This window comes from Bacteroides sp. RTP31139st1_H2_RTP31139_211217, assembly GCF_040227615.1.
In the GTDB taxonomy this organism is placed as follows: Bacteria; Bacteroidota; Bacteroidia; order Bacteroidales; family Bacteroidaceae; genus Bacteroides; species Bacteroides uniformis.
Genome location: NZ_JBCNZM010000037.1, coordinates 1 through 12,884, shown reverse-complemented (window position 1 = coordinate 12,884; position 12,884 = coordinate 1). Strand labels below are relative to the sequence as shown.

The 12,884-nt window shown below is 48.8% G+C and carries 11 protein-coding genes; 1 reads left to right on the top strand and 10 read right to left on the bottom strand.

Translation table 11 applies throughout. The features are described from left to right. Positions 1-14 precede the first annotated feature (14 nt). The 6 genes from ABUA47_RS08265 to ABUA47_RS08240 form a co-directional block, all read right to left on the bottom strand. Entirely contained in the window at positions 15-854 is an 840-nt protein-coding gene (locus tag ABUA47_RS08265) for an SDR family oxidoreductase (RefSeq protein ID WP_005833119.1), read from the bottom strand. A gap of 36 nt (positions 855-890) precedes the next feature. Then, complete coding sequence (locus tag ABUA47_RS08260) at positions 891-2,114, bottom strand: NADH:flavin oxidoreductase (RefSeq protein ID WP_044468476.1); 1,224 nt, start codon at positions 2,112-2,114, stop codon at positions 891-893. 72 nt (positions 2,115-2,186) lie between these two features. After that, positions 2,187-2,957 (bottom strand): DUF1295 domain-containing protein, encoded by a 771-nt coding sequence (locus tag ABUA47_RS08255; protein ID WP_035449118.1) that lies wholly within the window; start codon positions 2,955-2,957, stop codon positions 2,187-2,189. A 246-nt stretch (positions 2,958-3,203) separates the two neighbouring features. Further along, positions 3,204-4,547: a citrate/2-methylcitrate synthase gene (locus ABUA47_RS08250; RefSeq protein WP_009037962.1), complete on the bottom strand. Its 1,344-nt coding sequence runs from the start codon at positions 4,545-4,547 to the stop codon at positions 3,204-3,206. A 12-nt stretch (positions 4,548-4,559) separates the two neighbouring features. Continuing rightward, the gene (icd, locus tag ABUA47_RS08245) at positions 4,560-5,720 is read right to left on the bottom strand and encodes an NADP-dependent isocitrate dehydrogenase (RefSeq protein ID WP_035449119.1); all 1,161 of its coding nucleotides are present in this window, start codon (positions 5,718-5,720) and stop codon (positions 4,560-4,562) included. 3 nt (positions 5,721-5,723) lie between these two features. Continuing rightward, complete coding sequence (locus tag ABUA47_RS08240) at positions 5,724-7,967, bottom strand: aconitate hydratase (protein WP_035449120.1); 2,244 nt, start codon at positions 7,965-7,967, stop codon at positions 5,724-5,726. Between the two features lie 132 nt (positions 7,968-8,099). On the opposite strand from ABUA47_RS08240, the gene ABUA47_RS08235 reads away from it, so the two are divergent. Further along, the gene (locus ABUA47_RS08235; protein ID WP_034523241.1) at positions 8,100-9,995 is read left to right on the top strand and encodes an AAA domain-containing protein; all 1,896 of its coding nucleotides are present in this window, start codon (positions 8,100-8,102) and stop codon (positions 9,993-9,995) included. A 61-nt stretch (positions 9,996-10,056) separates the two neighbouring features. On the opposite strand, the gene ilvC is transcribed toward ABUA47_RS08235, so the two are convergent. The 4 genes from ilvC to ABUA47_RS08215 form a co-directional block, all read right to left on the bottom strand. After that, positions 10,057-11,100, bottom strand: a complete 1,044-nt coding sequence (gene ilvC / locus ABUA47_RS08230) for a ketol-acid reductoisomerase (protein WP_005827157.1) — start codon at positions 11,098-11,100, stop codon at positions 10,057-10,059. A 50-nt stretch (positions 11,101-11,150) separates the two neighbouring features. Then, on the bottom strand, positions 11,151-11,900 hold the full coding sequence (locus ABUA47_RS08225; RefSeq protein WP_034523242.1) for an acyl-[acyl-carrier-protein] thioesterase: 750 nt from the start codon (positions 11,898-11,900) through the stop codon (positions 11,151-11,153). Next, complete coding sequence (ilvN, locus tag ABUA47_RS08220) at positions 11,900-12,460, bottom strand: acetolactate synthase small subunit (protein WP_005833135.1); 561 nt, start codon at positions 12,458-12,460, stop codon at positions 11,900-11,902. The genes ABUA47_RS08225 and ilvN overlap by 1 nt, the downstream gene beginning before the upstream one ends. Positions 12,461-12,492: 32 nt before the next feature. After that, the coding region (locus tag ABUA47_RS08215; protein WP_349831522.1) for a thiamine pyrophosphate-dependent enzyme at positions 12,493-12,884 on the bottom strand (392 nt) is incomplete at its 5' end.

Here is a 12,884-nt window from a genome sequence, read left to right as displayed (position 1 = left end):
GCCTTCTCTGTTTTTTACAACCATTTTTTCACTATACTTTCCGTCCTCTCCCACAGTTCTTCCATCTGTACATGCCGGGTGTACTTCTCCGAAAGAGACTTGGGACGGCAACTGGCATTCAATGTCCCCGTACGTTTACCGGCATCCTCATCCAGCAATAAGCCGACAGCTGTTGCAGCTCCCTTACGGGGAGTACGGATGAAAGGCCTGAAAAGTATATCTGTCAGCGGGTCAAACCACATATGCATGGTAATGATATTGGTAGACACAATCCCCGGGTCGGCCGCATTCACAACAATACCTTTGTGCTTGACACGACTGGCCAAGTCGATGGTGAACAGAGTCAATGCCAGCTTCGTGTTGCTATATATAGGAATGCGCCAAAAGTCCCCCCTTCTTCCCCGGAGGAAAAAATCCGGAAAGTCAAGATGACCGATGGCATACGTACAAGATACCATATTCACAATACGGCTCCCCTCTCCCATCAATGGCAGCAGCTTGCGAGTCAGCAGGTAAGGCCCTACATAATTGACACTCACCGTCCGTTCCAGTCCGTCCTCGGTAATGCGGCGTTCCGTTTCCATGGTTCCGGCATTGTTCATCAACAACGCCAACGGCTCTCCCCGCTTCAACAGATGCTCTGCAAATGCGGCCACTGAAGCCAGAGATGCCAAATCAATGGGAGCAGTCTCAATACGCGGATTACCGGTTTCACGCATCAGCAGTTGCCGCTTGGGTTCGGCAGCTTGGGGGTCACGGCATGCCATGATGACCTGATAGCCGGCAGTTGCCACTGCGCGGGTAATTTCCATGCCCATGCCACCGTCTGCCCCAGTTATAACAGCTAAATTCACTTTAATAATTAAAAATTGAAAATTAAAAACTAAAAATCAGCCTTTCGCTTCGATTTTCTCTATCTCCTTTTTCAGACAAGGTGGAAGTTCCTCCTTCAAATGCTGATGGCATGCCATCTCGATGGAATACATCCGGGCAATGCAATAATTACTATGCCGGCAGTTGCAACGTGCATTCTCTTCGGCACGCATGCGGTTGACGAACCCCGGCTCATTGAGCAGAGCGCGCGCCATTTGCACAGCCTCGAAGCCGTCATCCAGCACCTCATCTATCTTGTCCCTGGAAACCAGGCCACCCACATAAACCAACGGTATCTTCAAGGCGGCACGGAATTTCAAGGCATCTTCCAGGAAATAAGCTTCCTTAAACGGTACGCTCGGTATCATCCATTTGCCTACCATGCGTACACCGTATTTCAACCACCAGCAGGTCATGTAATGCGTCATGCTGCGGATAGGCATTTCGCCCCGCATGACATACATCGGCGCCTTACTGACAAACCCACCGCTCAAGACCAGCGCATGTGCTCCCGACTGCTCCAGCCTCCGGGCCACCTGCATCGTCTCGTCCAGCTCCATCCCTCCACGGAAACCGTCGCGCATGTTCATCTTCACCAGCACAGCCATATCACTGCCGGCAGCCTTCATCACTTCTTCCATCACCATATCCATAAAACGCATACGGTTCTGCAACGAGCCTCCGAACTCGTCTTTCCGATGGTTGGTGGACGGGGACAAGAACTGGCTGATGAGATAGCCATGCCCTGCATGAATCTCTACAGAATCAAATCCGGCCTCCCGTGCCAGATTCACCGAACGCCCATAAGCACGCGCCATCTCCGGCAGCTCATCGGCACGCAGTCCGCGCACAAAGGTAGGAGAGTAAAGATTGAAACCAGAAGATGCGCCGACGGGCATACAACCGCAAATACTCTTATGGGACATATTGCCACAGTGTCCCAACTGGATGCCTGCCGCAGCCCCCTCCGCATGTATGGCATCAGTCAGCCTACGGAGTCCGGGGATAATCTCAGGACGCATCCACAACTGGCGGTCAAAAGACAAGCCGCTCTGAGTAACTGCCGCATAAGCAACAGTAGTCATACCTATACCTCCCGCCGCTACCGACCGATGATAGTCGAGCAACATGTCCGACGGAGCGTTTCCGGGACACATGCTCTCGAAAGCAGCCGAACGGATGGTACGGTTACGCAAAGTCAACGGTCCGAAAGTGACGGGGGTGAATAACTTGGATTCCATCGTTATGAGTTATGAGTTATAAGTTATAAGTTATGAATTATTCATTTTCCATTTTCAACTCTCCATTTTCCATTAATAAAGAAATGGAATGATGCGTTTGCGCTTTCCTACCGCCTCATCACCAAACTCCTCCCGATAACGGCGGTGAATGGCATCGGCACGGGGAACAAGGTTGGCAAACGTCCACCAGACGAACACCCAGGCGGCGGGAGAAGCTGTGAGTATGGCAAACCCCGTCCATTCCACCAGTTCACCGAAGTAATTGGCAGAAGTGACGTATCGGTAAAGCCCTTTTCCGGGAAGATAATGCTTCGTATCACCTGGCCTGCGCAGATGACGTATCACATAGTCGGAATGCAAATTGACGAACATACCTGCAAAAAACAGAATGATTCCCAACAAGGCATGAGGTTTCAGCAAATAGGCCCAGCCATCGGCATACAAGCCTTCGGGAGCGAAATAGAACAAACCGCCCGCCTGCATCATCCCGTTCAAAAGGTTGAAGACGATACCCATCGCCATAATAGCTACCGGCATCCGGCTTTTACCTTTCAGCAGGAACGGAAAAATAAAGGCCCGCTGAAGATAGTGCAACTGAAACAGCAGGAAGAAGAAATATACCGGCACGGCAAATCCCGCTCCACTCTTCCCCCACAACCCAAACATGAGGATGAATACCGGCGCTTCCATAAGCACCCACGCCAGTTTATTATTGATGGAGATTCCCCACGAGGCAGTACGGAACATGCCATAACCCGCTTTGACAAAATAGAGTGCAATAAAGACAACCAATGCCACAGCACTCATTACCCACAGAAATATCTGAAAAGTTTCCTGATTCATAGTTCTTTATTTATGCGAAGCAAAGATAAAGAAAACTCACAACAAACAAATCGTTTTCCCCGGATAATTGTTTTTTCATGCAAAAACCAGTGTTTTTTACTGAGAAGATTAAGCAGTAGAGATACGAAAATCTAATCGTTCCATCATGGAGTAAATTTCATTCCACCATGGAGAAAAAATCGTTCTACCATGGTGGAACGATTTTTTCCCCGTGATGGAACGATTTAAAAGATACAAGTCTAATCCTTACCGTTTCTTAATGGGCACATAAGCCACCTCATCCAAAACATTCTTATAGGCAGGACGGATAATACGCTTGCCTTCGAAATTCAATTCTTCATTGCGATGTGCACACCAACCGACAATACGTGCCATGGCAAACAAAGGCGTGAAGATTTCCTGCGGCAGCCCAATCATCTCGTAAACAAAGCCCGAATAGAAATCCACATTACTCGAAACCGTCTTGCCATTATTCTTCACACGGCCAAACACATCAATGGCGCGCTCCTCGAGCAGTTCAAGGAAAGCGAACTCGCGTTCTTTCCCTTTTTCGCGGGCAAGGTCGCGGGCAAGCTCTTTCAGCAGAATGGCGCGCGGGTCGGAAATGGTATAGACGGCATGTCCGATACCATATATCAAGCCGGTCTTGTTATAGGCTTCCTTGTTGAGCATGCGGGTGAAGTAAGTATCAATCTCATCCACATTCGTCCAGTCCTGAATGTTTTCCTGCAGATGGTGGAACATATCGGCAACCTGGATATTGGCACCTCCATGAAGCGGCCCTTTCAAGGAACCGATACCTGCCGCTATCGAAGAGTAAGTATCCGTCCCGGTAGAAGAAGTGACACGTACGGTAAAAGTGGAGTTGTTACCACCACCGTGCTCGGCCTGAAGAACCAGCAGCAGGTCGAGCGTGCGGGCATCCAGCTCCGTGTAGTCCTTCTTCAGCATATAGAGGAAATTCTCGGCAATGGAAAGGTTTTCCTGCGGATGGCGGATATGCAGTGAACGGCCATGGGTGGCATGGCGAAGCATGTTATAGGCATACGCAATGATGGTCGGGAATTTCGAAATAAGCTCAATGCTCTGCCGCATCAGATTATCGCGGGAAGTGTCATCTGCATCAGGGTCAAAACGATACATCTCGAGCACGCTGCGCGCCAGGATGTTCATAATGTTGTTTCCTTCGAGTTCAATGATATTCATCTTGGTCTTCTGCTCCAGCGGCATGTTGTCGTTGATGAGTTCACGGAAAGAAGAGAGTTCTTCCTTGTCGGGCAGGCGACCGGAAAGCAACAAGTAGGCAATTTCCTCAAAACCGAAACGCTTCTCTTTGATGATGGCGTGTGCCAAGTCATCCACATCATAACCGCGGTAGAACAATTTGCCGGGAATAGGCTTCAGCCCTCCACCGGGGATGCGTTCATAGCCGACCACATTGCCTATTTTGGTCAACCCCACCAAGACTCCCGTGCCGTCCTCATTACGCAAACCGCGCTTCACATCAAACTTCCTGAACAGTTCATTCTCAATCCGGGTAGCTTCCTTCAAATCTTCGGAAAGCTTGTAAATCAGATACTCCTTCTTCATAATCGTTTCGTTTTATTCGTTATTCCCATTTTCTATTCTCCTTACAATCTCCCGGGTGAAAGTCGAAGTGGACAGCGAGACGCCACCCGGCATAAAACGTGCCAAGTCGGCAGTAGCACGGGCTTCTGTGAAACTTTCCTCCAAGGCGTTCTCTATAAGAGAGGCTGCTTCCTTCCAACCCAGATATTCAAGCATCATCACAGCGGAAAGGATGATGGAACAGGGATTCACAATGTCTTTCCCGGCAATGTTCGGAGCCGTCCCGTGAGTAGCCTCAAAAATGGCATGCCCTGTTTTATAGTTGATATTCGCACCCGGTGCAATGCCGATGCCGCCTACCATGGCAGCCAGTTGGTCGGACACATAATCGCCGTTCAGATTCAACGTGGCAATCACGGAATATTCTTCGGGGATAAGCAACGTGTTCTGCAAGAATGCATCGGCAATGCAGTCCTTGATGACCAGACGCCCTTCTGCAAGTTCTTTACCAAACTCACGTTCTGCCAGTTCGTACCCCCACTTCTTGAAGCCGCCTTCCGTAAATTTCATGATGTTTCCTTTGTGTACCAACGTCACGGAAGGCAGATGATGCTCAAGGGCGTATTGGCAGGCGGCACGCACCAAGCGCTCTGTTCCTTCTCTTGAAACGGGCTTCACGCCAAACGAGGAGGTTTCGGGAAAACGGACTTTTGTCACCCCCATGTCATCACGGAGAAAACGATAGAACTTTTCAGCCTCCGGAGTTCCGGCTTCCCATTCGATGCCTGCATAAATATCCTCGGTATTCTCACGGAATACGCACATATCCACCTTCTGTGGCTCTTTGAGTGGAGAAACAATGCCCTTATACCAACGTACCGGACGTTGGCAGACATACAAATCGAGCGTCTGACGCAAGGCTACGTTCAAGGAACGGATACCTCCACCGACGGGAGTTGTCAAAGGACCTTTGATGCCCACCTTATAGGTGCGGAAGGCTTCCATGGTTTCGTCCGGCAACCAGGAGCCGGTTTCGTGGAAAGCACGTTCTCCTGCCAGCACTTCTTTCCATTCAATGCCACGCCGGTCACCATAGGATTTCTTGACAGCGGCATTCACGACAGCCTGCATGGATGGGGTCACTTCTGCTCCCACTCCATCGCCGGTAATAAAAGGTACAGTAATTTTTTCCATATTCTATCTTGCATTAAGTGCAGAACCGGCCCGGAACCAGGCTATCTGCTGTTCGTTATACGTATGTTGTACTTCAAAACTTTCTTTACTCCCGTCCTCGTGATGAAGAACCACCTTCAACGTACGTCCCGAAGCAAAATCTTTCAACCCCATGACAGAAATCAGGTCGCGTTCCCGAATCTTGTCATAATCGGCCTTATCCGTAAAGGTCAGCGCCAACATGCCTTGTTTCTTTAAATTCGTCTCATGGATACGGGCAAAGCTTTTCGCCAAAATGGCGCGTACATTCAGGAAGCGTGGTTCCATGGCAGCATGCTCACGGCTGGAACCTTCACCATAATTCTCTTCGGCAACGACAATGGAAGGGATGCCTTCTGATTTATACAGCTTCGCAGTGCCTGACACTGTTCCATAGGTATTGGTGGAGCGGTTCCAAACCTTGTTCGTCTCTCCATTGAAAGCATTGACAGCCCCCATCAGCATATTGTCCGAAATATTCTCCAAATGTCCCCGGAAACGGAGCCATGGCCCCGCCATAGAGATGTGGTCGGTGGTACATTTCCCTTGCACTTTAATCAATAAAGGCATATTCAGCAAGTCCATGCCATCCCAGGCAGGGAAGGGAGTCAGCAGTTGCAAGCGCTGTGAATGAGGATTGACCGTAATTTCCGTCTGTCCCTTGTTTGGAGCAATATATCCTTTTTGTCCTCCGATGAATCCGTGTGCCGGCAATTCCTCACCGACTGGTTCGGACAGTTTCACAACCTCTCCTTTGGCATTGACCAGCGTATCCCGCAAGGGGTCGAAACAGAGGTCGCCTGCAATGGTCAGCGCCATGGTAATTTCGGGAGAAGCCACATAAGCAAAAGTATTGGGATTGCCGTCGGCACGTTTGGCAAAATTACGGTTAAAAGAGGTGACGATGGAATTTTTGCGTTCGGGGTCATCAGTATGGCGCTTCCACTGGCCAATACAAGGTCCGCAGGCATTCGCCATTATCGTTGCGCCAATATCTTCGAAAGCGGCAATCATGCCGTCGCGTTCAGCAGTAGCACGTATCTGCTCCGAGCCGGGATTGACAATCAGCGGGGAAGCAACCTTCAAATTCTTTTCCTTTACCTGCCGGGCAAGGGAGGCCGCACGGCTCAAATCCTGATAGGACGAATTGGTGCACGACCCTATCAGACCGACTTCCATCCGGCGGGGATAGTTATTGGTTATCACTACCTCGGCAAATTTCGATATCGGTGTTGCTGCATCCGGCGTAAAGGGCCCATTGATATACGGTTCCAACAGCGAGAGGTCTATTTCAATGATGCGGTCGTAATATTTTTCCGGATTTGCCAGCACTTCGTCGTCGGCGCGAAGGTCGGCAGCTACGGAAACAGCCATTTTTGCCACTTCTTCACGTCCGGTAGCTTTCAAGTAGGTACCCATGCGCTCATCGTAAGGGAAAAGGGAGGTAGTCGCCCCCACCTCTGCCCCCATATTGCAGATGGTAGCCTTTCCAGTGGCAGACAACGAAGCGGTTCCCGGTCCAAAATATTCAATGATGGCATTGGTTCCCCCTTTTACAGTAAGAATACCCGCCAACTTCAGAATAACGTCTTTGGGAGCTACCCAGCCACTCAATTTACCCTTCAAGTGTACGCCTATCAGACGCGGCATTTTCAGTTCCCATTCCATGCCGGTCATCACATCCACCGCATCGGCACCACCCACACCAATGGCCACCATGCCCAAACCTCCGGCATTGGGCGTATGAGAGTCCGTGCCTACCATCATCCCACCCGGAAATGCGTAGTTCTCCAATACCACCTGGTGAATAATGCCTGCTCCCGGCTGCCAAAAACCTATGCCATAGCGGGAGGAAACATCACGGAGAAAATTATAGACCTCCTCGTTGGTCTTCGTAGCAGTCACGATATCTTCTTTTGCACCTTTATATGCTTGAATCAAATGGTCACAGTGCACAGTGGAAGGCACGGCAACCTGCTCACGGCCTGCATTCATAAATTGCAATAAGGCCATTTGAGCCGTTGCATCCTGCATGGCCACACGGTCGGGACGGAAATTCACATAGTCTTCTCCCCGTCTGTAGTTCTTCACTTTATCCCCATCATACAAATGAGCATACAAAATTTTCTCTGCTAAAGTCATCGGACGCCGCAGTACGTTCCGTACGCGTTCTATCTTCTCCGAATAAGCGGCATAAAACGTTTTGAGCATCGTTAAATCATATACCATAACCACTATTTTTTAGTTTTTCATTATTGTAAAGATTACAAATTAATATCATAAACAAATAAAAAGGCTGAATAGTTTAACAAAATAAAGCATTTTTTCCGTCGGAAGCGAAGAATGATTACCTTTGCAACCATGAAGGAACAAGATTCAAATAGTCCTATTATTCACCTCCAACAGCAGCAACTTTTGCTGCGCATGGAATACGAATACGAAAAAGAGGAATTCAAACGCCAAACCGAAAACATGGGGGTTGCCCGGAAAGTGAAACGGGGACTTTGCTGGTATCCTGCCACTCCGGGACGAAGTTACTATAATTCACTGAATCAATTAGTAATAGAAATTACACACACAGAAAATACCGATATAGAACATAATTTTGAGTTCGGCCGTCCCGTATGTTTTTTCCGCCAGTCTGCCGATGGAAAAATAACCTATATGAACTTCACCGCTACCGTAAGCTATGCCGACGAGACACGGATGGTAGCGATAATGCCCGGAGCCGGTGCCGTGATGGAAGTGCAGGAAACGGACAACCTCGGCGTGCAACTTTATTTCGACGAAACATCCTATCGGACCATGTTCGAAGCCTTGGAAGATACGTTACGCTCCAAAGGCAACCGCCTGGCCGAATTGCGGGACATATTGCTGGGAACCTCGAAAGCCGGTTTCCGAGAGCTCTATCCCGTACGGTTTCCCTGGCTGAACTCCACGCAGGAAACAGCTGTAAACAAAGTGCTGTGTGCTCGCGACGTGGCCATTGTACATGGTCCTCCAGGAACCGGAAAAACGACCACCTTAGTGGAAGCCATCTACGAAACCCTGCATCGGGAACCGCAGGTACTGGTATGTGCCCAAAGCAATACTGCCGTCGACTGGATTTCGGAAAAACTTGTGGACCGTGGCGTCAATGTCCTGCGTATCGGCAATCCGACCCGTGTCAACGACAAGATGCTTTCCTTTACCTACGAGCGTCGTTTCGAGAACCATCCGCTTTATCCGGAGCTGTGGAGCATCCGGAAAAATCTCCGTGAACTGGGCAGCCGTGCCCGCCGTGGCAGCTATGACGAACGCGAAGGAGTACGCAGCCGTATGAGCCGCCTGCGCGACCGCGCCACCGCATTGGAAATACAAATCAATGCAGAGCTTTTTGATGGGGCACATGTCATAGCCTCCACGCTAGTAAGCAGCAATCACCGGCTGCTGAACGGACGCCGTTTCGGCACCCTTTTCATTGATGAAGCAGCCCAGGCCTTAGAAGCTGCCTGCTGGATAGCTATCCGAAAAGCAGACCGCGTGGTGTTGGCGGGTGACCACTGCCAACTTCCGCCCACTATAAAATGCTACGAAGCTGCCCGTGGAGGTCTGGAACGAACATTGATGGAGAAAGTGGTGTCCAACAAACCTGCCGTTGTCTCTTTGCTGAAAGTACAATACCGCATGCACGAGGAAATCATGAAATTTCCTTCCCAATGGTTTTATAATGGCGAGTTGGAAGCCGCTCCCGAAGTGCGTTACCGGGGCATCCTGGACTGGGATACCCCCATCCACTGGATTGACACCTCCGAAATGGATTTCAAAGAAGAATTTGTGGGAGAGACTTTCGGACGCATTAATAAGGCGGAAGCGGACCTGCTCCTATCAGAACTGAAAATCTACATCAACCGTATCGGTGGCAACCGCATTCTGGAAGAAAAAATAGACATCGGCATCATCTCCCCTTACAAGGCACAAGTGCAATATCTCCGCAGCAAGATAAAGGCAGACGCTTCACTCAAGCCTTATCGCAGCTTGTTCACTGTAAATACGGTGGATGGCTTCCAAGGGCAAGAGCGCGATGTTATCTTCATCAGCCTTGTCCGTGCCAACGAAGAAGGACAGATAGGATTCCTGAATGATTTAAGGAGAATGAATGTAGCCATCACCCGGGCACGTATGAAGCTGGTGATATTGGGAGAGGCAGAGACGCTGAAACATCACGGTTTTTACCGGAAGCTATTGGAGTTTATTCAAAATATAGGGAATCAATAATAAAGAAATACCCCCTCCGGTAACACCGAAGAGGGTATTTCACCTATTTATATAAAGCTGATTAATTGTTTTCCGGACGAAGTTTACGAACTGTAACAGCTGTCTGCCACATTTCGCTTTCACGCAAGGCTTTCAATTCTGCATTCAGCTTCTCACGATAATCGGGTTTGGAGTTACTGTCGATAGAAATCTGAGCTTCGTTGCCCGACTTCACACTTGCATACAATTTCTGTACAACCGGCTTGATGGCATCATGGAACGGGGTCATCCAATCCAGCGCACCACGCTGTGCCGTAGTAGAACAGTTGGCATACATCCAGTCCATACCGTTCTTGGCAAACAATGGCATCAAAGATTGAGTCAACTCTTCCACTGTTTCATTGAATGCTTCAGAAGGAGTATGGCCGTTTTCGCGCAATACTTCATACTGAGCCAACAGCAATCCCTGGATAGCACCCATCAATGAACCGCGTTCACCGGTCAAGTCGGAAGTGGCTTCGCGGATGAAAGTTGTCTCGAACAAATATCCCGAACCGATGCCGATACCCAGTGCAATCGTCTTGTCAAAAGCCTTACCCGTAGCATCCTGATAGACGGCATATGATGAGTTCAAGCCACGACCCTCGAGGAACATGGTACGAAGTGAAGTACCGGAACCTTTGGGAGCAACCATAATAACATCAATATCTTTAGGAGGAACCACGCCGGTACGGTCGTTCCAGGTAATAGCAAAACCATGAGAGAAGTAAAGAGCCTTTCCGGGAGTCAAATAAGGTTTGATAGTCGGCCATACAGACATTACAGCTGCGTCAGACAACAGACACATGATGATAGTACCTTTCTGACAAGCCTCTTCGATGCCGAACAAAGTCTCACCCGGTACCCATCCGTCAGCCACAGCCTTTTCGTATGTCTTACCCGGACGTTGTCCTACAATCACATTGAAACCGTTATCACGCAAGTTGCAAGCCTGGCCCGGGCCTTGTACGCCATAACCGATTACTGCAATTGTTTCATCTTTCAAAATCTCACGTGCTTTTTCCAAAGGAAATTCTTCGCGGGTCATTACATTCTCAATAACACCGCCAAAATTCAATTGTGCCATTTTTTGTTTTAATTTTTATTTGTGGCTTACGCCAACGTTGATAAATTTATTTATTTCTCTGTAAATATCACTTTAGAGCGACAGACCACTTCGCTGCCATTCTTTTTCACCTCCACATCGTAAACGCCCTCACCGGCATCATCCATGAACAAAGTCAACTCATCCCCATAATAGCTTTCGGCTACATATGCCATTTCAAAACGACGGATGCGCTTCTCCTTATACATCTCTATCGGGAACAAATCAAGGATATGCTCGATGTAACGGATGCTGTTCACATGCCCGTTAATGTCAATATCACTGTATTTGGCTACCAAAGCAGCAACCGGTTCCTTTGAGGCCACCTTTATCCGCGAAGGTTTTTCTATCGGGCAAGGCTCATCGCAAACATAATCTACAATGCTGCCACTATGAAGAGCCAGCAAATCTGCCGGCTTACGGGTATTCATGCTAATCATCGCCCAAACGGAACGTGCATACCCAATCTTCTTACCCTCCTTATCGATGATAGCGAAATTACGGTCTGTAAAAAGGCGATAGACATTCTCCACCCAAGTCTGAATGGAGAAATCTTCGTACTGATAAGGCATTTCATCCAGTTCGACAGCCAGACGGGACAATACCCAAGTATAATTGTCCTCGTTTAGAGTCGCGATGCCAAAACCGCGGTCGCTGGCATGGAAACCCGCACAATTCAACAAATGGTTGCCCAATACTCCCATTGTCAGCCGTCCGGTAAAGTCGACATGAAACGGTTCGGCAACAAACTTGTAGGTACCTATTTTATTGTTCTCGCTCATCATGATTCCTGGTGTTTACTTTGACGATATTTTGCTTCACGGTCCGCCAGATATTCATTGACACGCTCAAAGCAGCTGGTCGTAATGGCTACGCGACCCGAACGGACGAACTGAAGTACGCAATCCAACTGGCGCAACTCCTCATAAAGATTGGTTATTTCCTCACTCATGCCATTCTTCTCAACAATGGCAAATACAGCATTCACCTCCACAATACGGGCATTGTACTTACGGATTACTTTGGACACCTCCGGTTTTTCTTCCAGCGTAGGGGTCGTTATTTTATAAAGGGCAATCTCGTGCTGATAGATTTCATCATCCGTGAAATAATGGGCTTGCAGCACATCTATTTTCTTGGTAATCTGCTTGGTCACCTTTTCAATGGTATCCTTATCCGTCCAAGCGGTAATGGTATATTTATGTACCCCCTTGATGGAGGAGGCCGATACATTCAAACTCTCGATGTTTATCTGCCGGCGGGTAAACACAGCCGTCACCTGATTCAGCAAACCGGCAAAGTTTTCCGAATGAACAATGATTGTATATAGTTTTTTATCCATAGATAGAGTAAATTCTTTAATTTCGCATGACTTCAGCATTCCAACAACATCTGATTGACCGAACCGCCCGGAGGTGTCATCGGCATTACATTTCCTTCTTCCTCCACACAAGCTTCGAGCAGGAACGGTCCGTCAGTCGCTATCATCTCGTCAATCGCTTTTGCCAGCTCCTCGCGGGTCATTACCCTGCGTGCAGGAATATCATATGCCGAAGCAATCTTCATATAATCCGGATTCATCATCGGAGTAAACGAATAACGACGATTGAAGAACATCGCCTGCCATTGACGAACATTGCCCAAGAAGTTATTGTTCAACAGAATCATCTTCACCGGAGCCTTTTGTTCCATGATGGTACCCAGTTCCTGCAGGTTCATCTGCAAGCCGCCGTCTCCCCTGAATACGCATACAGTGCGGTCCGGAC

Coding starts and splice junctions, on each gene's coding strand:
- ABUA47_RS08260 (WP_044468476.1), bottom strand. CDS start 2,114: ATGGAATCCAAGTTATTCACCCCCGTCACTTTCGGACCGTTGACTTTG.
- ABUA47_RS08255 (WP_035449118.1), bottom strand. CDS start 2,957: ATGAATCAGGAAACTTTTCAGATATTTCTGTGGGTAATGAGTGCTGTG.
- ABUA47_RS08250 (WP_009037962.1), bottom strand. CDS start 4,547: ATGAAGAAGGAGTATCTGATTTACAAGCTTTCCGAAGATTTGAAGGAA.
- icd (WP_035449119.1), bottom strand. CDS start 5,720: ATGGAAAAAATTACTGTACCTTTTATTACCGGCGATGGAGTGGGAGCA.
- ABUA47_RS08240 (WP_035449120.1), bottom strand. CDS start 7,967: ATGGTATATGATTTAACGATGCTCAAAACGTTTTATGCCGCTTATTCG.
- ABUA47_RS08235 (WP_034523241.1), top strand. CDS start 8,100: ATGAAGGAACAAGATTCAAATAGTCCTATTATTCACCTCCAACAGCAG.
- ilvC (WP_005827157.1), bottom strand. CDS start 11,100: ATGGCACAATTGAATTTTGGCGGTGTTATTGAGAATGTAATGACCCGC.
- ABUA47_RS08225 (WP_034523242.1), bottom strand. CDS start 11,900: ATGAGCGAGAACAATAAAATAGGTACCTACAAGTTTGTTGCCGAACCG.
- ilvN (WP_005833135.1), bottom strand. CDS start 12,460: ATGGATAAAAAACTATATACAATCATTGTTCATTCGGAAAACTTTGCC.